Source organism: Bacillus cereus (assembly GCF_002577405.1).
GTDB lineage: Bacteria > Bacillota > Bacilli > Bacillales > Bacillaceae_G > Bacillus_A > Bacillus_A cereus_AU.
The window spans coordinates 86456-105933 of record NZ_NULR01000002.1; the positions used below are offsets into that span (position 1 = coordinate 86456).

Consider the following 19478-nt stretch of genomic DNA (forward strand, 5'->3'; position numbering starts at 1 on the left):
AATCATGTATAAGTTAACGTTCATATCAAAACATATATAATAAGAAAATATATACAAAATTGTACTTAGCCTATTTTCTTCTATTTACAATTTTTTCTATAAGTTAACAGAAATAAAAACAAGATTACAGAACAAAACACTACGGTTAGGTTGTAATCCCAATATATTATATATCATACAATTTCATTTCCATCAATTAATATGCTGTAATATAGGCTGTATGTTCACATAAATTTCAAAAACAACCCTCTAATTTATTATCTTCTCCTTTATTCAGCGACCATAAACTCCCAAAATATTTTTGCACCATCACACCATTCATTGCACACAGTCATACAATTTGCATTAAGGAAACTTTTATGCTCAAATGAAAATGGCACATAATATATCCAAATGTATTGAAATAACGCGTAAAAATCAATACAATAATCTCAATTAAGTTAAGATTTCAAAGGGGAATACTACTATGAATAAAGATATAACAAAAGAGGAACAAGTCCCTTCTCAAAGCACAACCGTTCAATCCGCCCATTTAGCATTAAGCGGACAAACGAAAGGTTTGAAAAGACTATTACCATTTTTAGGTCCCGCTTTTATTGCTTCAGTTGCTTATATTGATCCTGGGAACTTCGCAACGAATATTGCTGCTGGATCACAATATGGTTATTTATTACTTTGGGTAATACTCGTGTCTAATTTAATGGCTGTATTAATTCAAACTTTATCCGCTAAATTAGGAATCGCTACAGGACGAAACCTTCCTGAAATCGCTCGAGAAAACTTCCCAAAACCGGTATCCATCGGTTTATGGATACAAGGCGAACTCGTTATTATGGCGACCGATTTAGCTGAATTTATTGGCGCCGCACTCGGATTGTATTTATTATTCGGAATTCCGATGTTACCAGCTGCTTTAATTACAGCGGTTGGATCATTTATTATTCTCGAATTTCAGCGCAGAGGCTTTCGTCCGTTAGAAGCTATTATTACAGGGATGATTTTTATCGTCGTAATCGCTTTTGGTGTACAAGTCTTTTACGCAAAACCAGAATTAAGTCCTCTTCTTTCAGGACTTTTCATCCCAAAATTCCAAGGTGTAGATAGCATACTATTAGCAGCTGGAATTTTAGGTGCGACAGTTATGCCGCACGCAATCTATTTACATTCGGCCTTAACACAGCGCCGCGTAGTCGGAACAAATGATGAACAAAAGAAAAAGATTTTCCGTTTCGAATTCATTGATATTATTATTGCAATGGTTATCGCTGGAGCAATTAATGCAAGTATGTTAATTGTTGCTGCTGCACTATTCTTTAAAAACGGCTTGCACGTTGAAGATCTTGATGTTGCTTTTAGCCAATTTAGTAACTTAGTCGGTCCTGTATCCGCTGCTTTATTTGGAATCGGACTCTTATCAGCGGGATTATCTAGCTCTTCTGTCGGTACAATGTCAGGTGATATTATTATGCAAGGATTCATTCGCATGCATATCCCGTTATATTTACGACGATTTATAACAATGATTCCACCTCTCGTTATTATCGCTTTAGGCGTGAATCCAACTTACGCTCTCGTAATGAGCCAAGTTGTGTTATCATTCGGTATTGCCTTTGCATTAGTACCACTTATTATGTTTACAAGTAATAAGAAGATTATGGGCGCACTCGTTAACCACCGCATTACAACATTCATTGCTTGGTTAATCGCTGCTCTCGTTATTGTTTTAAATATTTTCTTACTGTACCAAACATTTGTAGGTTAATGAAAAGGGTATTCCAATTTCAATTTGGAATACCCTTTTTTCAATTCATTATTTGTATTAACTCTATAAATTCTTTTTAACAAACCTTTCCGCTCCTCCACATCCCAACATCTGTTCAAAATAAATTCTATAATCTATTTCAAGACAATAACTTCCTTACGACTTGAATAATCTTTATTTTCAGATTAAATTATAATATAAACAACACATTCTAGTTTCAGAAGAAATGGAGTGAAGGCATGTTTCCTATATTAAAAACCGACCGACTCATTTTGCGAGAACTTACTGAAAAAGATGCATCAAGTATACTACAATGCTTTTCTAATACTGATGTACTGCGCTATTATGGCCAAAAACCATTACAGAATGTAGATCAAGTAAAGCAAATTATTAATAATTTCAAGTTGAGTTACAATGCAAGAAACGGTATAAAATGGGGCATTGAATTAAAAGACAAGAAAGGGCTCATTGGAACAATTGGTTTTCACGATTGGTCTTCTGAGCATAAACGAGCAAATATTAGTTATGCCTTTTTGCCTGAACACTGGGGAAATGGATATGCTACTGAGGCAGTTTCTGAAGTTATATCTTACGGCTTCCATACTATTCATTTAAAGCGTATCGGTGCAATTGTCTTCCTTGAAAATGAGGCATCAAATAAAGTGCTATTAAAACTAGGGTTTGAAAAAGAAGGAGTTCTAAAAAATTATATGTATCAAGATGATATTCCATATGATACGAATTTTTATTCTTTATTAAAATCGGTTTAAAAGAACTCATATGTAAAAAAGAAACCTTACTCTCAAAAGTAAGGTTTTTTCAGGCTGTGGAGAAAGTCTTTTCATGTGTCAACACTGATAAAAAAGAGAAAAAAGAGAGATTTTTTATGATGAGTGCTTAAAAAAATCATCGTGATGAGCTTGTATCCGTTTCTATAGAAGAGTTAGTTCCACAGGACCATTTCCTTCGTACTATCGAAGCGACAATTAGTTTTCATTTGTTCCATCAGCATTTTTTACAGATATAGCGGTAGCAGTTTTATCTTTTAAAACCAGCTTTCTATCTTGCTTTGTAAAAGTAAGGTCAATACGTGAGATGTGCGTTCCATATTTATCTGATTCTGTAATAATAACACCATTTACAACTTCTTTTTTAACAAGTTTATGCATATGAGCCGCAAAAATAGCGCTGTTCGAATCCTTATTAACGGACAGGAAAATCGGCTTTTCTCTTGTCGAAATTCACTTAGCATACAGTGGTCATATATTTTTAAGAATAACGGAAGAATATATAGAAAATGCTACATAAATGTGCAGTTTAATCAACTTAGGGGGGACAACCTTGTTCAATCATATGGTAAAAGCTATACCGAATTTATTTACGATCGGAAATTTATTGTGCGGTGTTTTTTCAATTACTATGAATATGAATGACTATTTGGAAGTAGCCTCCATTTTCATTTTCTTTTCAGCTATTTTTGATTTTCTTGATGGAAGGATTGCGAGAAAATTAAAAGTGAACAGTGAGTTTGGTGTAGAATTAGATTCCTTAGCTGATATTGTTAGTTTCGGAGTTGCTCCTGCGCTTTTATTTCATTCGATAGCAACACCATCTGTTTTAACTTCTTTGGCATTTATCCTTTTCCCAACGATGGGTGCTTTAAGATTAGCTAAATTTAGTGTTAAACCAACCATTGGATATTTTAAGGGATTACCTATTCCAGCTGCTGGATTACCATTGGCTGGCATGGGATTGTTTTCATATAGCAATGCATGGATTACATTAATCCTCGCTCTCTTAATGGTAAGTCCAATTAGGTTTAAAAAATTTTAATTTGGGTCCCGCCCATCACCATCAAGACTTTACGGAATATCGTTTATTTGAGTAAGACTATAGAAATAGTAAAGGGTAGGTTCTGTTACAAAGTTTGAAAAAAGCATAAACTAGTTGGTAAATACGGATCAAGGTTTAAGAATTAGCTAGTAATTGTTGAATTTCATTGTACGTTGAAAAGGCGGAGTCTCTTTGAAGACTTCGCCTTTGTTTATATAGGGCGTGAATGCTCTCGATACCTTTTATCGTACGTGAAGCATGACGAAGATTTTGAAATCCTGCGAATTTGGCAAACCGTCTCTTTACATGCCTATGATCCTGTTCAATAAGATTGTTTAAATGTTTGATTGTACAATCGGTTGTAATTTGATAAACCGAGAGACCCTTTAGAATAGAAATCACTTTTGACACAAAACAATGATTTTATATGGTGTAGTTTGAGCTGGTATACTCATTGTTGTAAGACCATAAATAGCTATTAAATTTCGATTTACAAGATTAGCTGTAAAAAATTGACCATTTGTTAATAAAATTTGAGTAGAAGGAGAAATATTTAATTTTAATTTCCCATCACTACTCTCCAACTGTTCATTAAAATAGTCTACTTTTACATTTTGATGCGGTGTATATTTTGCCATAACAATTGCTTGAAATTGTGGTGGGAAAATGAGAGGAGCAGGAGCGTTAGCATCGTAAAACCCAGTTACTTTATCTCCTACTACTACCGTTGCATAATCGATAAAATACGTATTTGGTTTCACTACAAAATTTATTAGATTCCCATAACCATTATCTACGGACATTAATTTATTACATCCTATTTCTTCGTTTGATCCTGTTACAAAATCGTTAATCATAGTTATTGTACCATCAAATGATTGAAATTTTTTCATTCAAATACCTCTTTTGTTTATATAATTTAACCTCTATCGTTACTCTATAATTTTTAAAAACATGTAAATGAAATAATCCTTCTTGTATCAATTCCAAAAATAACTCAAAACCTACCGTTCCATCTAAAACCAGCAACAGACCTTGGTCCTACAAAAATTAGGAAATACCAAAACTGTTCACCATTACTAAGCCATATATAAGCATTTCGAAATAAACATAATGAAATTGCTCCTGGATCAACAGCAAATGGTGAACCAGTTGCTTGTTGAGGAATAAATGATGGGGGAGGAGATGTTGAAGCTTGTGAACTTTGCTGTCCTGAAAAACTTGGTACACCCGGAAAAACTGGCATTCCAGGTATACCTGGAATCTGAGGACCAGGGAATTAACGATCGAAGCATCGATCATAATTTATATAAGGAAAATATATTGACTCATTATACATTTAAAAACCACCTCTTTATTTTTAAAACACTATAAATTATTAATATGTAATGTTATTCGTATAGGAAGCTTATTCGCTTCCTATACGAACAACATTTTAAACAAAGCAAATATCAAACAGGAAAGTATACCTATACCCTTTGTTTTTCGGTATGAGGTAAAGGTTGGGGTAAAGTGGAGCGAGGGGCTAGCCTCTCCTAATGTCATAAAAAAATAAAGAGTGATAGAAATTCATCAAAGCTGAAAATTACCTAAAATAAAAAAAGAATTCCCCTTGGCCAAAAACAGACTGTAGGGACTTTCGTCTTTTTGTATTAATTACCCACCCAGGTCTTCCCCCCCTTGTTTTTAAGTGTAAATGCCATAGCTGGGGTGAAACCAGGGAATAACCTCTTCTAAAATGAAAGTAAACTTTTAAATATTAGTATACTTTCAAATCCACTGAAACATTGACTTCATCCTAATTTATGATTTTTCTCCAAAATCAATATCAAAAGTATACATTCAAAACAATGTAAAAACGTGGTTTATAAGAACTATGAAGAATAATCAAACTGTATTTTGAATACATAACATTCAATAACACTTTTAGTAAAATTAACACATATAATGCAATGAGCATTTACAAATATCCATATGAATTTTTCTCTTCTAATGAATATGAAAAAAGAGATGGATGGACACCATCTCTTTTTTATACTTTTATTTAAAAGCAATTTACATAATACCACTTATCTGTAGTATCCGAAAAAGCCAACTTCTTATCTTTTCGAATAAGAAGTTGGCTTTTTCGTTTTTGAGGTATCTCGTTTCTTTAGCTTGATGGCGGTATGACAAAACCCCATATAATAGAGATATAAAAATGCTTATTTTAAAATAAAATACAATCTATCCTTATAAATTTTAAATAATAAATGAAATTTGATCTGGTAAATCAATGTTTTTAAAATTATCCATTCCACCTTTATCTTCAACTTGATTATGTATCTTAAAGACACACTTGTAGAATAATTGGAAATGTTCCTTAGGAATATCATCAAGCAAAACGTAACCTTCTTCAACGGTTATTTTATCTTTCAAAATCTTAAAACGCCATCTTTCATACATATCTGGGTATTGCTCACAAATCTCAACAGTGGGACCAAAACTATAAATCGCATATTCGCTGTTATCTAATTCTTTTGTTATTGTAATCGTTGGGTATCTTCCCATTTCAATTCACTCCTTAATTAATCAAACGCTTTATCTAAAGGGATTTTAAAATGTTCATCCAATGGGTTGAAAGGCTCTGAATTAGGAGCATTCCAAGGTCGTCCTGATTCAACAGTTTTAGCATGGTATGTCGCATAATCAGCTTTAAAAATACCTTCAAAACGAGATTCGAAATATTCATGTTTTAATAGTTTATATCATTCTCATGATGAATGCCTTGTTCTAAACGTTGCCAAGCTCGCGCTATCCCAAAATCAGGATCGAACTTACCTACTCTATTATCTGGTAATTGATGATCTTTAAAAAAACATGTTCTTTAATACGTTGTATTCTTTTATCTGACCAACCAGTGTTTTTAGAAATTGCAGAGATATCAGAAGCATTCCCTCTAATTTCATCGTACATTTTTGCAACTTTTTGTTCACCCTCCATGAATTGTACAACAAAACTTCTTCCACCTGAATATGCAGTCTTTATATCAGAGACATTTTCGACTTTCTTAGCTGCATTAGCAGCATCTACCGCTTTAGCGGTCATTTTAACCCCTTTTCTAAAACCATAAAGAACGTACTATCCGGTAGCGCAACCGCATTCCCAGACTCATCTTTAAACTCGATTTTCTCGCTAAGATGGTTTGTATATCCATCCTGCAAATAGTTCATAGCTTGAACGATGTTTACTTTATCTCCAAAGATACCCTTTACGAAATTCTTATAGTCGTTTGGCGTAAAGATTCCAAACTGCTCCTGCACCTCATGAACGAAGGAATCCTCGCCCCAGGTATACGTATATAAGAACTCCATCGCATCGTTAACAAGCATTTTGACTGTATTGTCTGCAAGTACCTCATACTGGATTATACGACCCTTAAATTCATGGACATACTGCTCTAAGAACTTCATTCCGTCCACATCTTTAAAACGAATCACCCGCATTAACCTTTTATCTTCGGTCATGATGCCATCACGAATGATAATACGACCTCCTGGCTTTAACACCTCATAGGCACTCTGCAGCCCTTTTTTTATTACTTCATGATTGAATTTCTTACCTTCATACTCGATATAAGAGAACAGCTCATGAAGGATAGAAGAATATACAATCGTATCAACCGATTCTTTTTTAAACGAGCTGCTTAAGTTGATTGCATCCCCTTTAATGACGTCCCAAGAACGCCCCTCGTTTTGCTTCTTCTTTTTCAACGTATCAATCACGTTTTCGGAAATATCGATACCGTAGATTCGTTTATCCTTGTTCGCTTCTTCAATCATGTCTAGCATGACACCACCACCGGCTCCGACATCTACAATCGTATCTCCCTTTATATAATCAAGAATAATTCGTTTATCATCAGCCGAGCTATTCATATGCTCTAGATACACTTCTTCGTTATGAAATCTATCATATGCATCCTTACGTAACCCGAAGAAATCAAACAGCAGTACATTTGCCCGAGCATGCATCATATCTATCTTTTCTGCCTCTACACAGAAGGTGATTAACGCCTCACCTACAGCAGAGAACTGAAACGACACATACGCAGTCTTCATATCTTCATCGACTTGAACCTCAAAAGAAACATGCGTTGTATTTGGTTTCTCGTTCTCACGGTACTCCCGTAGATACTTCTCAATAACCCGCTTACGATACACGTTGTCCTTCTTCTCGCCTTTGAAATCATAGTGCAACTGCTGCATCAATTCCTCGAAATGGATATGCTGAACCTTTCTAGTGCCTATCTCGTTCTTTAACATAACAAAAACTGTCCAAATATCCTCGAAGCTAAGAGCATGCATAGACGGTTCTACATACCACAAATCCTTATCAGATAAGAATGTTTGAACGTCACTCTTCTCGCTCCCCATAATTATATCTTTTTCAAATGCTGACTCCTTATGTTTCGGCGTGAGTCTATGTATACGAGAAGTAAATGGCTCCACATAACCATCAAATAGCCCATCAATTGTAATCTTCACATCGTTCTTTACTTCACTCCACAAGGATTTTGATACACCCTCAATAATACATTGGTTAAGATAGTATAGAATCTCCTTTAACCTAACTTCTCCGTATTCTTCTTTATATGTGTCAATTAAATCAACATGAGAGTCCAAACGAGCCTCCCCGCGGATATACTGCCCGATTAATCCATGTGTTCTAATTAAATCTCGAACAAATAAATACTCAGTAGAGTTTAAGTTTGTCTCTATACGTTCGATAAACTGAATATCACTAAAGATATCAGCAGAACCCTCGTTATGTACCAATAGATTAATCCCGTTCTTCTTCCATTGCTCCCGCTGTTTTAAAGAGCCTACCTTTGCAAGCTCACTATACGTTAGTACCTTTTCTATAATGCGATACGCTTCTTCATCTAAAGATAATCCATCTAACACTTGCAACGTACGGTGTACATAGTACAACACCGCATCTGTTTTTAATGCACCAAGTACCTGTACATTCTCATAGTTTTGATGTATCTCCTCTGCCTCGATTAGATACTTTAACCACATAGGGAGAGCATCAGAAAACCCTTCAATGTATTTATTTAGAACTTCAATGTTTTTCAACTTATTTACCCCCATATATAATCAATATCTGTAGTAAGGCCTGGGACACCTTCTCCAAAAAGATCATCACCTTTATGTCCCCCTATATGCTACTACTTGTTTTTTACCATCTACATCTCTTTCAAATACAAATGCATCAAACCCAGCCTTTTTATCATGTAAAAGAGAGTTATCAATTTCGTTACTAACATGCCAAGTTTGTAACACATTCTTTTGTTCATCTCTTATTTTAACTTCATCAGAAATTTCGGCGGATCACTTCTTAAATTGATAAACATATGTTGTGACAGAATCAACTGAAAATAGAAACGGCAAGCGGGTGCACTCCACTTGCCGTTTTTTCATAGCTTAGTATGTATTTGAATTTCTTTTGCTTTCTCTTTTTCACCCTTCACGCGTACAATTAAATCATAAGATCCGGATTTTGGCGCTTCAAAAGAAAGCAAACCTTCTTTTTGAGAAGTGACTTCTTCTTCATAAATAACCTGATCATCTTTTGTAACTTGTAATAAAATCGTACCTTCTTCAACGGCTGCTTCATAAGGAATTTCCACATTTCCTTTTTCAGCTTTAAGCGTTTGCACATCGTAATACCCTTGCAGGGAACCAATTTTTAAAGTCGTTTCGCCATTTTTTTGAACCTTTGTGACTTGTGTTGCTGTATTGCATGCGCTTAACAATACAACAAGAGTGAGAATCATAAATAAACGTAATGATTTCATAGAAATTCTCCTTTTTTATGTATATGAATTAAGATTCATTCTTTAACTATTTCAAAAACACCAACAGCTTAAAAGAATCATTACTTTTCTTCAATTTCTTTTTTAAATAATTTTTGAAACTCTAATTCTGTTTCATTAATAAAACCAAGATGTAACACACTAGAGATATCTTCATGATTCAAAAAGAAATTGTACTCCGAAGAAATATTACCATGAGGGAAATAACAACATACATAATCCCATGTTTTTTTTGTTTCAGAATCCATCTGTCTTCTTCCATAAACCATTAATGGATGTTCCCAATCTTTAAACAATACAACAGAACCTATTGGAAGTAATTCTAGCTCTAAATTTTGTCCCATCTTATTTCCCACCTCTTAAAATAGCTTTTTTTATAATAAAATAAGTAATAGAGAATAGTAAACAAGCTCCAATTGTACCGAAAGTTGCAATTGAAATTTTCCCTGCTAATGATTCATTTGGATCTAATGCATTAGGTAAAACTGTCCCAAAAATTGCAATGCAAGCTAATATAACCATAAAATATTTTAAAATTTTCACTTTCTTATTCATACTAATTTTCCTCTTTATTCTTTAATAGCAAATTCTCCACCAAATCCCCAAAAACCTATACCAGGACCAACTGGTACATGGAATTTTACTCCGCTTTTTCCAGCTTCTAAAGATCCCCCGACTGTCCCAAGTGATGCTGATCCCCCAATTTGTAATTTTTTATCAGTAAATGGAAGAGGGATTTTTACAGCACTCTCATATTTTACTAGACTAGCTTCAGCTCCTATATGTAAATTCCCATTTTCTACATGAGCACCTAATTCAGCAGTAGCAAGTGCTACTTTAGCTTCAGCCCCTACTCCAAATCCTCTAATATTCTCTTGTTCTATTCCAGCTTGGGCTACTGTAAAACCAACCATAGGTCCATAAGTTTGTTCCCTCTTATTTTTATCTTTCACATCAAATCTATCATAAGTACGAGAACTTACAAATGGCTCAGCTTCAATTGTAAGACCTTTAATAAATCCCCTTTTCTTAGTTGCCAAAATCCAATACCAAAAACAACAAATGAAACTATAATAATAAAAATTACTGGTCCCCAAATATTATACATACCAATTAATCCATAAAGAAAAAGCCCAATTCCAATCAAACACTTAGACTTCCCCTTTTTTTATAAAACTCAAATAATTCCACACAAACCCCTCTATCAATTTATCTTAATACCCAAAATTACCTTTTAAGTATACCAAGGACAAAATATATAATCTAATATTTTTTTTATATAATTAAAAACAAACATAGTTACAGCAAGAGAATGCTTGTATGCTGATCTGTACTGCATTCCCTTATTCCATGTATACTATATTTCTATTCTTCTTTTCCGATATTAAAACCCTACAAAGAATAGCAACCACATTCAAGTATCTTTTTTCTTAGCTATTTAATTTCGTTTACTACTAACTTCTTTTTACTTAAATAAACTGCTCAATCTGATTTTTTGCAATTTCTTATGAATGCGTAACTACAATCTTGCATTTATCTTCTTTATATGCTGGGAACACCACCAAAGGATTTCCCTGCCCTCTGTAAAAAAAACCTTACTTTTAAAAAGTAAGGTTTTTTGTATTTATTCATTAGCGATATAAGCATTTTTATAAGTATAAACACCACCAAATTGATGCTTTTCAATTCCTTTTACATAATCCTTTTGCACATAAGCTGAGCCAAGATGATAAAGTGGTGCAACTGCTGCATCTTCTAATATAACCTGTTCAGCTTCTCTTAATGCTTCCCATCGTTTTTCAGGCTCTAGTACAAAATCATTTTTCGCTTTCTTTATTAATTCATCGTAACGAGAGTTGGAGTAACTCATTTTATTATTCGGATTACTCGTCGTAAATAACTCTAAATAACTAATTGGGTCTTTATAATCAGGTCCCCAATTTACCATAGATATATCGTAATCGCCTGTTTGTTCTAATTGTAATTTTTGCTTAAACGGCTGTTGTTTAATTTGTATCGTTAATCCTTGCAAATTCTTTTCTAAATCACCTTTTATATATTCTGCCATACGTTTTGCGTTATCTTGTTCAAACGTTAAAAATTCGAGGTTTACTTGCTCTACTCCAAGTTCTTTTTTCGCTTCTCCCCAAATCTTTTTCGCACTTTGTAAATCATATGAAGAAAGGTTTCCATTTTCTTTCCTGAAATCTTTGCCCGTCTCTTCATTTATATGACCAACTGGTACAAGTCCACTTGCAGGTTTTGCCCCGTTATTAATAAAGTGAGCAACGAAATCTTCTTTATTTAGCGCGAATGAGATAGCCTGACGCACTTTCTTATTTGCTAAAGCGTTATTTTTTTCGTTAAAACGAAGCATAGCAATTCCAGGATCACACGACATATGTAAATCCTTATTCCCTTTATACTTGTCTACAAATTGAGAATTAATAGGCACTCGATCCAAATCGCCAGCTTCATATAAATTTACAGCCGTCATTGTATCCTTTATGATATGAAAGTTTATTTCGTCTAATTTCACTTTCTTTTGATCCCAATATGTATCATTTTTCTTCAATTGAAATTCTTGTTCATGCTTCCATGTCTCTAACACGAATGGGCCATTATATATGAGATTACTAGGTTCAAGCCCGTACTTGTCCCCTTGTTCTTTCAAAAATGCTTCATGTTGTGGCAAGTATATAGGTAACGCTAACAACTGTAAAAAATACGGAATTGGCTGTTCTAGTTCCACTTCTAACGTATAATCATTTATAACTTTAACCCCAAGTTCATCAAGCGGCATTGTTCCTTTATTTATTTCCTTCGCATTTTTCACATAAAAGAGCATGTATGCATATTGAGACGCTGTTTCATGACTTACCGCTCGTCTCCACGCAAACATAAAATCATTTGCTGTTACATTATCACCATTTGACCATTTTGCATCTTTGCGCAACTCAAATGTATATTTTTTACCATCTTCACTTCTTTTAAACGATTTTGCTACTGCTGGAATAGGATGATCTTGATCATCTAGCACATACAATCCTTCAAATATGTTTTGCATAACATGTGCTGATGTACCATCCATCGTTTCCGCAGTGTCAAGGGAAGGAATTTCTTCTGATACTGTTACATTTAACACTTGTTTTTTAGCCTCTGTGTCACTTTTAATCGTTTTATTATTACAAGCTGTTAAAAATAAAGATGTAACAAGTGCCATTACCATTAAATGGCTCGTTTTTCGTTTCATGAATTGTTCTCCTTAGAAATAAAATATTATAAAACGTTATATTTTGTTGCTTTGATTATAATAAATCATTATACATTATAAGTGGTTATTTATTAATATTTTATCAAGGGACATATTAGCGATATTTTATGTCTATTTCGTATAGGTGTTAGCAAGTTCGCTTGCAAACTTGTTAGCACTTTTTTATACGTACTAAAAATTAAAATTTGTCATTAGAATGGCTTGAACAAACGGTTAAAATGATAAAACAAGCATTAAAAAATAATTAGTAAAAATTGACCGCCCGTAATAGGTGGTCTTTTGTTCATATTACTTCACATACGCATTACTAGCCGTAATGTAGTATGTATTCCCTTTCGAATTGTGTACTTTATATTGCGGTGAGCCGTTAACGTCAACCTTACTACTTTTTCCCTAAAGATTGGAATCCCTCTTGAAATAGAAACTATTACATTACGAAATCTAATAGATATTTGGTTAAATGAGCACACAAAATTGAAAACCGAAAAAAATAACAAGTAAATAATGTTACATACAGCGCGAAAAAGGCCGCCTGTAATAGGCCATATCCATCAATTTGTCCCTCTTTTGTTATAAAAGCCGTATATTATAGCAGAAATACTGACAGAAAAATGCGACATTATATTGAATATTTATTCGTTCAAAAAAAGCTATCCTTTTTTTTAAAAGGGATAGCTTTTTCAACTGACATGTAAATACTTATCTTTGTAAACCTCGTTTATAACGACTTGCTTCGAATATAATACGCTCTTCATCTAATGTTTTACATTCACCATTCCAAACGACACGTTTTCCGTTAATAATTACATCACTTACATCTTTTCCACTAGCTGCATATACAAGATGTGATAACACTTCATCTGCTGGTTGTAAATGTGGTTTATTAGACGGATCAATCGTAATAAAATCAGCACACTTTCCAACCTCAAGTGATCCCGTTTGTTTCATGCCAATTACTTCAGCTGCTCCTTTTGTTGCAAGTGAAAGGGCTGTTTCAACTGGTAATGCTGTTGCATCTTGATGAATACCTTTTTGTAATAAAGTTGCAACGCGCAGTTCTTCAAACATATCTAAATTATTGTTAGACGCAACACTATCTGTTGCAATCCCTACTTTAATCCCTGCTTCTAGCATTGCTTTTACATTCGCTATACCAGAACCTAGTTTTAAATTACTATTCGGATTATGAGCTACTCGAACATCATGTTCTGCTAAAAATGCACGCTCACTTTCATTTAATACTACACCGTGTGCAATAACTGTTGGACGTTTAAACAATCCGCAACTTGCCGCATATTCTACTGGACGTTTTCCGTATTGTGCCTCAATATCACGTACTTCACGATCTGTTTCAGAAAGATGAATATGAACCATAGTTTGATTTTCTATTGCAATACGTGCACACTCTTCTAACATTTCTGTAGAGCATGTATATGGACTATGCGGCGCAACCATCGTAGTTAACATACCACTTTCGTTATAATAACGCTTCACATATTTCTCAGCTTCTTCAATTGCTTTCTTTTCATCTTCTTTCGTCCCAAAGCTAAATAAAGTTCTTGAAACAGCAGCTCGCATTCCGCTTTTTGACACCGTTTCCATAATTGCATCTTGATCTACTCCAATTGGATTAAACATATCTGAGAATGATGTTGTACCACTTTTCACCATTTCAAGTAATCCTAATTCCGTACTAGCAACCGCAAGCTCCGGAGTAAACTGACTTTCAAGCGGCCAAATTCTCGTCTCAAGCCATGGCTGTAATAACATATCATCGCCAATACCTCTTAAAAGGCTCATCACAACGTGTGTATGTGTATTTACAAGCCCAGGTAAAAGCCACTTGCCTTTCATATCAACGACTTCATCCACTTCATAATGTGAAGGGATTTCTCCATTATTTATTTCTATAATTCGATCATCTTCTACAATGATATATCCGTTATCAATTACTTCACTTCGTTCATTCATCGTTACAATAGTAGCGCTTACATAAGCTGTTTTCAAAAGTATTTCCCCTTTCAACTCTATGAAGTTCCCTTTAATAAGTTACCACCATTATAGTAACTTATTAAAGATTAAGAGTCAAAAGATAATTTTAATTCTTTCGTTATCTTTTCCTTTAAAATGTCATATTGTTTTTCATTTGTATCTGCAAATGCTTCTTCTCGATTTGATTCCACATCCACATAATCCAATTTCCCATTAAATTGTGTCTCTGTAAAATCACACCTCTGCTCATCTATAATGTTATAAAAGTGCCACACCTCTCCTACTTTTGTCTTTTTAATCTTTCCACCGTATATCTCTTGAACGACTAGTGCGGTTACACCACATTGTCCCTTGGCTGGATTCTCATTCGTCCACTTAGAACTCGTTTCTATTGACCAAGATCTTATTAATGCTTCATATATTTGTTTTTTCTTCACATTATCCATTCTCAGCTTCCCCCGCTATTAATAGTTTTACACATCATATTGTAAAAGAGGTAAAAGTCGATCCTTAAATACTGTTGATGGCGTCTCTCCGATTAACTTCGCTCCCATTTTCAAGTAATATCCTTTCGCATTCGGATCACTATCAATTGTAAAACTTTTTATTCTTAGTTCATTTGCTTGCTCTATTACAAACTTCCAAAGTATTTTCCCATAGCCTATCCCTTTAAAACGTGGATGAATGTAAAGGAAATCAAGAGTATTATCGTTACGTAAAAATGAGAAAAAGCCAATCTTCCTATTATCATTTTCTAAAACATATACAAAGTTATTCTTTATGTACTCTTCTGTAATTGTTAAATCTTCCTTACAAGCAAGTATGAATTCTTCACTATAATTCCATGTTGCCTTTGAATGTAGTGCGAGTTCACTTAATTCATTCGCTTCACTTAATAACGCTTTTCTTATCTTCATGATTCTTTCTCCTCATCTTCAATATATAAGCTATTAAAATGATTCGAAAAGCAAGTTAAAAAACCTCTTATTTTCGTAGATAAGAGATCACTTTTATTAATCTTTATTATAAAACTACAACGTTTCACCATATTATAGGTAACAATTTTTTAAAAGAAAAAAACGCCATTCCTAAAAATTGGCGTTCTTTCTCTTTAAATCTTTATGGCATATTATACTAAGAATCATTTATTTTACTACTTCTTATCATACACACCTATACAGTTTCTACTACCGCTTCACGCATTGTTCCATTTTTAGCATAATTCGTATGCCAAGAAAAAGCTTTTTCTAAAACATGAGGGGTTTGTCCGCCTCTTGTTTGTGCTTCTTCGTAATAAGCTCGTAGCTGGTCACGATACATTGGATGCGCGCAGTTCTCAATAATAAGTTCTACTCTTTCTCTTGGTGCCAATCCTCTTAAGTCAGCATACCCTTGTTCAGTAACGATAACATCAACATCGTGTTCCGTATGGTCTACATGAGAGACGAAAGGAACGATACTTGAAATGTTACCGCCTTTCGCAATCGATTTAGTAACAAAGATAGCTAAGCGTGCATTTCTTGCAAAATCACCAGAACCACCAATACCATTCATCATTTTTGTACCTAAAACGTGAGTAGAGTTAACATTTCCGTATATATCTAATTCTAAAGCCGTATTAATCGAGATTAATCCAAGGCGGCGAATGATTTCCGGATGATTAGAAATCTCTTGCGGGCGCATCATTAATTTGTCACGATATTTTTCAAAGTTAGAAAATACTTGTTGCATTTTTTCTTCAGAAAGTGTGATAGAGCAGCAAGAAGCAAAATTGACTTTCCCGGCATCCATAAGATCAAAGACTGCATCCTGTAAAACCTCAGAATACACTTCTAAATCTTCAAATTCCGAATCTAACATTCCATGCAGGACTGCATTGGCAACTGAACCAATTCCTGATTGTAACGGTGCTAATCGATTTGTTAATCGCCCTACTTTTACTTCTTTTCGAAGAAATTCTATTAAATGCTGTGCCATAATAACAGTTTCTTCATCCGGAGGAACAATTGTCGATGGCGAATCCAGTTGGTTCGTAAACACAATACCCTTCACTTTATCAACATCAACCGGAATACCGATCGTTCCAATTCGATCATCCGTTTTCACGAGCGGAATAGGAAGCCTTTCCCCTTGTTTACCTGGTTCATATAAATCATGCAGCCCTTCTAGTTGCGCGGATTGGGCCATATTCATTTCAATAATAATGGACTTAGCATTTAAGGAAAATGCTAAGGAATTTCCAATTGAAGTCGTTGGAATAATCATTCCGTCCTCAGTAATCGCAACCGCTTCCAAAATAGCGTAATCTATATCCATAACGTCAGCACGAAGTAACTCTGCTGTATGAGATAAGTGCTGATCTACAAATAAAAAGTCTCCATTATTAATTCCTTTTCGCATAGTCGCATCAGCTTGGAAAGGCAATCTTTTTCCTAAAATTCCTGCCTCAGCAAATAATTTATCTACATCCGAACCTAAAGAAGCCCCAGTATAAACATTTACTTTAAAAGATTTATCATTCTTAACTCGGTTTACCAGCGCAAATGGGACTGCTTTCACATCACCTGCACGTGTAAACCCACTTAAGCCTAAAGTCATTCCACTTTGAATCCATGAAGCTGCTTCTTCAGGTGTAACTATCCGATCTTTCAGGCGTTGATCTCTAATTCTATCCAAATTATTCTCCATATGTAATCCCTCTCCCATTGAATATTCATAATTATTTTACACATTAACACCATCAAAATAGGGATTTCAGTATACAATGCCGAAAAGTCAGACAGAACAGCGAATCTAGGTTCTAAAGCAGCAAAGTCTAGAATCCTAAAAGCTTACGAAAATAACTGGCGTATGATTGACTAACTGGTACCCTCTCACCATTGTCCATTGAAAGTAAAAAAGTAGAATGAGTATCAGGATATATCGCTTTAATATGATTTACATTTACAATAAATGAACGATGGCATCTAATAAATGAATCTTTAGGAAGCAAGTATTCGAATTCTTGCAGAGAGTATTTATGTGTTCCTGATAGCTCTTCTGAATTCACATACGTCTTTTTATCTTTCGCCTCTAAATACATGACCTTTGAAAAAGGAACCGGAATCCATCCGTCTGTTGTTTTTAAAGTAACAACTGACTTTCCATCCGTTAAAGCTGGATAAATTGCCGTCACGCAGCCTTCAAGCTTTCCATTGTTTGAAAATGGTACGGCCATTCCATGATAAGGAATACCAAAAACATCCCGATTAATAAACTCAGAGGATTTTTGGTTCGTCACCATTGCTTTATGGGCAATCGTTCCTTCCTTTATAGGATCCCCGACGCTAATCTTTAAATCAATTCGTTTACTTGGCCGATAGTAGATATATTCTTTCGTATTCGAAACAGCAATTGAAATTTCATCTGAAAATAATTCTCCAACAACATCTAGTAATAAACCTAACGTTTTATCTTCCATACTATTAACACCTCATGCACTATTATACTACTATTATGAACGACCATCTGTTGCTGTATAAAAAGTTTGATTAGAAATCATTCTTAACATCTTGAAAATCTATTTCTACATATTCTTTATTTTCAAATGCGCTCACATCCATTCCTCCGTATCCTTAAAAAACCTCACTTTAAAAAAAGTGAGGTTTCTTCTTATACAATATGTCCATCTAACCACGAAATCAAATCTTTAAATACTTCTTTTCTATTCACTTCATGGAACATTTCATGTCTACCATTTTCATATAAACGTAGTGTTACATCTTGCACACCACATTTTTTATAGTTTTTATATACTTCTTTTACACCTTTCCCCATATCCCCCACAGGATCACGATCTCCAGAGAATATATGTATTGGAAGATTTTTGGGTGTCTTCTTGTATTCTTCTAATTTATTTACTTCTAATACTCCATGAAATAATTCTCGATAAAAGCTCGTCGTACAAATGAATCCACATAACGGATCCGCAATATATTTATCAACTTGATTATTATCTGAAGATAACCAATCGAATTTTGTACGGTTTGGCTTAAAATTCGAGTTAAAGTTTCCGAAAGATAAAAAGTTTAGCATCGGACTTTTCGTTTTCGCCCCGCGTAGTTTCATCTCAATTGTTGCTACTTTATGACCAATACTTCCTAAAAGTCCTGGATTTCCACCAGTTCCCGAAATAAGAAATCCATCATATAGCTCACCTCTAAGTTGTACAGCTCTTCTTGATAAAAAAGAGCCCATACTATGTCCTAGTAAAAACAATGGACATGGCTGCTCTTCTTTTATCATTTCCGAAACAAAGATAACATCAGATACAACCTGATTCCACCCTACATTTGGTTCAAAATGACCATAGTCTTCTTCTTTTTTTACTGTTTTCCCATGACCTTTATGATCATGCGCATAAACACCATACCCCGCTTCTAATAAAGCATCTACAAATTCTATATACACACCTGCATGCTCTGTCATACCATGCGCAATTTGAACAATTCCTTTTGGATCCTCTTCTGGTAACCACTTACGTAAATAAATTTCCGTTCCATCCAATGCCGTAACGAAACTTTCCTGTACGTTCATTTCGTCAGCCCCCAAATCTATTATGTATCTTAAAAATGAATACTCATTCATTATTCTTACTATATATTATATGCAATTGCTTTCATTATGACAAATTCCATACTTTTCCGATTAGCTACCAAACTATTATGTTGACGAACTTAAAATAAAATTATATAGTTACTTACATAAAGTAATTATTA

General features: G+C 34.3%; 19 protein-coding genes and 5 pseudogenes. 3 read left to right on the top strand and 21 right to left on the bottom strand.

What is annotated here, in order from left to right; all coding sequences use genetic code 11:
- Positions 1-466 precede the first annotated feature (466 nt).
- Together COC96_RS03555 and COC96_RS03560 are read left to right on the top strand one after the other, a co-directional pair.
- Positions 467-1762 carry an Nramp family divalent metal transporter gene (locus COC96_RS03555; RefSeq protein ID WP_098768317.1) on the top strand — a complete coding sequence of 432 codons (1296 nt, stop codon included), beginning with the start codon at positions 467-469 and terminating at the stop codon, positions 1760-1762.
- 239 nt (positions 1763-2001) lie between these two features.
- Complete coding sequence (locus tag COC96_RS03560) at positions 2002-2532, top strand: GNAT family N-acetyltransferase (RefSeq protein WP_098768318.1); 531 nt, start codon at positions 2002-2004, stop codon at positions 2530-2532.
- Positions 2533-2760: 228 nt separating this feature from the next.
- Here COC96_RS03560 and COC96_RS03565 read toward each other — a convergent pair.
- Positions 2761-2952: pseudogene (locus tag COC96_RS03565) on the bottom strand (hypothetical protein); the annotation flags it as partial.
- A 151-nt stretch (positions 2953-3103) separates the two neighbouring features.
- Between COC96_RS03565 and pssA the strand changes: the two are divergent.
- Positions 3104-3595, top strand: a complete 492-nt coding sequence (gene pssA / locus COC96_RS03570) for a CDP-diacylglycerol--serine O-phosphatidyltransferase (protein ID WP_098768319.1) — start codon at positions 3104-3106, stop codon at positions 3593-3595.
- Between the two features lie 135 nt (positions 3596-3730).
- On the opposite strand, the pseudogene COC96_RS03575 reads toward pssA, so the two are convergent.
- The 20 genes and pseudogenes from COC96_RS03575 to COC96_RS03675 form a co-directional block, all read right to left on the bottom strand.
- A pseudogene (locus COC96_RS03575) lies at positions 3731-3967 on the bottom strand (DDE-type integrase/transposase/recombinase); the annotation flags it as partial.
- A gap of 26 nt (positions 3968-3993) precedes the next feature.
- On the bottom strand, positions 3994-4488 hold the full coding sequence (locus tag COC96_RS03580; RefSeq protein WP_097902120.1) for a hypothetical protein: 495 nt from the start codon (positions 4486-4488) through the stop codon (positions 3994-3996).
- A gap of 104 nt (positions 4489-4592) precedes the next feature.
- Positions 4593-4934, bottom strand: a pseudogene (locus COC96_RS03585) (collagen-like protein).
- A 902-nt stretch (positions 4935-5836) separates the two neighbouring features.
- Entirely contained in the window at positions 5837-6145 is a 309-nt protein-coding gene (locus tag COC96_RS03590; RefSeq protein WP_016136625.1) for a hypothetical protein, read from the bottom strand.
- A 270-nt stretch (positions 6146-6415) separates the two neighbouring features.
- On the bottom strand, positions 6416-6682 hold the full coding sequence (locus tag COC96_RS03600; RefSeq protein WP_098768320.1) for a hypothetical protein: 267 nt from the start codon (positions 6680-6682) through the stop codon (positions 6416-6418).
- A complete protein-coding gene (locus tag COC96_RS03605) occupies positions 6679-8730 on the bottom strand; it encodes a class I SAM-dependent methyltransferase (protein WP_098768321.1) in 2052 nt (683 codons plus the stop codon). The genes COC96_RS03600 and COC96_RS03605 overlap by 4 nt, the downstream gene beginning before the upstream one ends.
- Positions 8731-8787: 57 nt before the next feature.
- Positions 8788-8922 carry a hypothetical protein gene (locus tag COC96_RS27885; RefSeq protein ID WP_098768322.1) on the bottom strand — a complete coding sequence of 45 codons (135 nt, stop codon included), beginning with the start codon at positions 8920-8922 and terminating at the stop codon, positions 8788-8790.
- A 134-nt stretch (positions 8923-9056) separates the two neighbouring features.
- Positions 9057-9437 carry a BA_1872 family lipoprotein gene (locus COC96_RS03615; RefSeq protein WP_098267449.1) on the bottom strand — a complete coding sequence of 127 codons (381 nt, stop codon included), beginning with the start codon at positions 9435-9437 and terminating at the stop codon, positions 9057-9059.
- A gap of 80 nt (positions 9438-9517) precedes the next feature.
- A complete protein-coding gene (locus tag COC96_RS03620) occupies positions 9518-9799 on the bottom strand; it encodes a DUF4176 domain-containing protein (RefSeq protein WP_098267448.1) in 282 nt (93 codons plus the stop codon).
- Position 9800: 1 nt separating this feature from the next.
- Positions 9801-10010 carry a hypothetical protein gene (locus tag COC96_RS03625; RefSeq protein WP_098267447.1) on the bottom strand — a complete coding sequence of 70 codons (210 nt, stop codon included), beginning with the start codon at positions 10008-10010 and terminating at the stop codon, positions 9801-9803.
- Positions 10011-10024: 14 nt separating this feature from the next.
- Entirely contained in the window at positions 10025-10495 is a 471-nt protein-coding gene (locus COC96_RS03630) for a hypothetical protein (protein WP_257201459.1), read from the bottom strand.
- A pseudogene (locus COC96_RS03635) lies at positions 10465-10646 on the bottom strand (ABC transporter ATP-binding protein); the annotation flags it as partial. The pseudogene COC96_RS03635 and the gene COC96_RS03630, both read right to left, overlap by 31 nt.
- 433 nt (positions 10647-11079) lie before the next feature.
- Positions 11080-12708 carry a peptide ABC transporter substrate-binding protein gene (locus tag COC96_RS03640; RefSeq protein ID WP_098768324.1) on the bottom strand — a complete coding sequence of 543 codons (1629 nt, stop codon included), beginning with the start codon at positions 12706-12708 and terminating at the stop codon, positions 11080-11082.
- 309 nt (positions 12709-13017) lie between these two features.
- Positions 13018-13113 (bottom strand): annotated as a pseudogene (locus COC96_RS27890) (N-acetylmuramoyl-L-alanine amidase); the annotation flags it as partial.
- Positions 13114-13428: 315 nt separating this feature from the next.
- Positions 13429-14754 (bottom strand): bifunctional S-methyl-5'-thioadenosine deaminase/S-adenosylhomocysteine deaminase, encoded by a 1326-nt coding sequence (locus COC96_RS03650; protein WP_180234948.1) that lies wholly within the window; start codon positions 14752-14754, stop codon positions 13429-13431.
- A 53-nt stretch (positions 14755-14807) separates the two neighbouring features.
- A complete protein-coding gene (locus tag COC96_RS03655) occupies positions 14808-15167 on the bottom strand; it encodes a YunG family protein (RefSeq protein WP_098768326.1) in 360 nt (119 codons plus the stop codon).
- A 27-nt stretch (positions 15168-15194) separates the two neighbouring features.
- Positions 15195-15638 carry a GNAT family N-acetyltransferase gene (locus COC96_RS03660; RefSeq protein WP_098267441.1) on the bottom strand — a complete coding sequence of 148 codons (444 nt, stop codon included), beginning with the start codon at positions 15636-15638 and terminating at the stop codon, positions 15195-15197.
- 256 nt (positions 15639-15894) lie between these two features.
- Positions 15895-17409: an acetyl-CoA hydrolase/transferase family protein gene (locus COC96_RS03665; RefSeq protein WP_098267440.1), complete on the bottom strand. Its 1515-nt coding sequence runs from the start codon at positions 17407-17409 to the stop codon at positions 15895-15897.
- Between the two features lie 127 nt (positions 17410-17536).
- Positions 17537-18181 (bottom strand): LytTR family DNA-binding domain-containing protein, encoded by a 645-nt coding sequence (locus tag COC96_RS03670; protein ID WP_098267439.1) that lies wholly within the window; start codon positions 18179-18181, stop codon positions 17537-17539.
- Between the two features lie 191 nt (positions 18182-18372).
- Positions 18373-19296 carry an alpha/beta hydrolase gene (locus tag COC96_RS03675; RefSeq protein ID WP_098768327.1) on the bottom strand — a complete coding sequence of 308 codons (924 nt, stop codon included), beginning with the start codon at positions 19294-19296 and terminating at the stop codon, positions 18373-18375.
- Between the last annotated feature and the right edge of the window lie 182 nt (positions 19297-19478).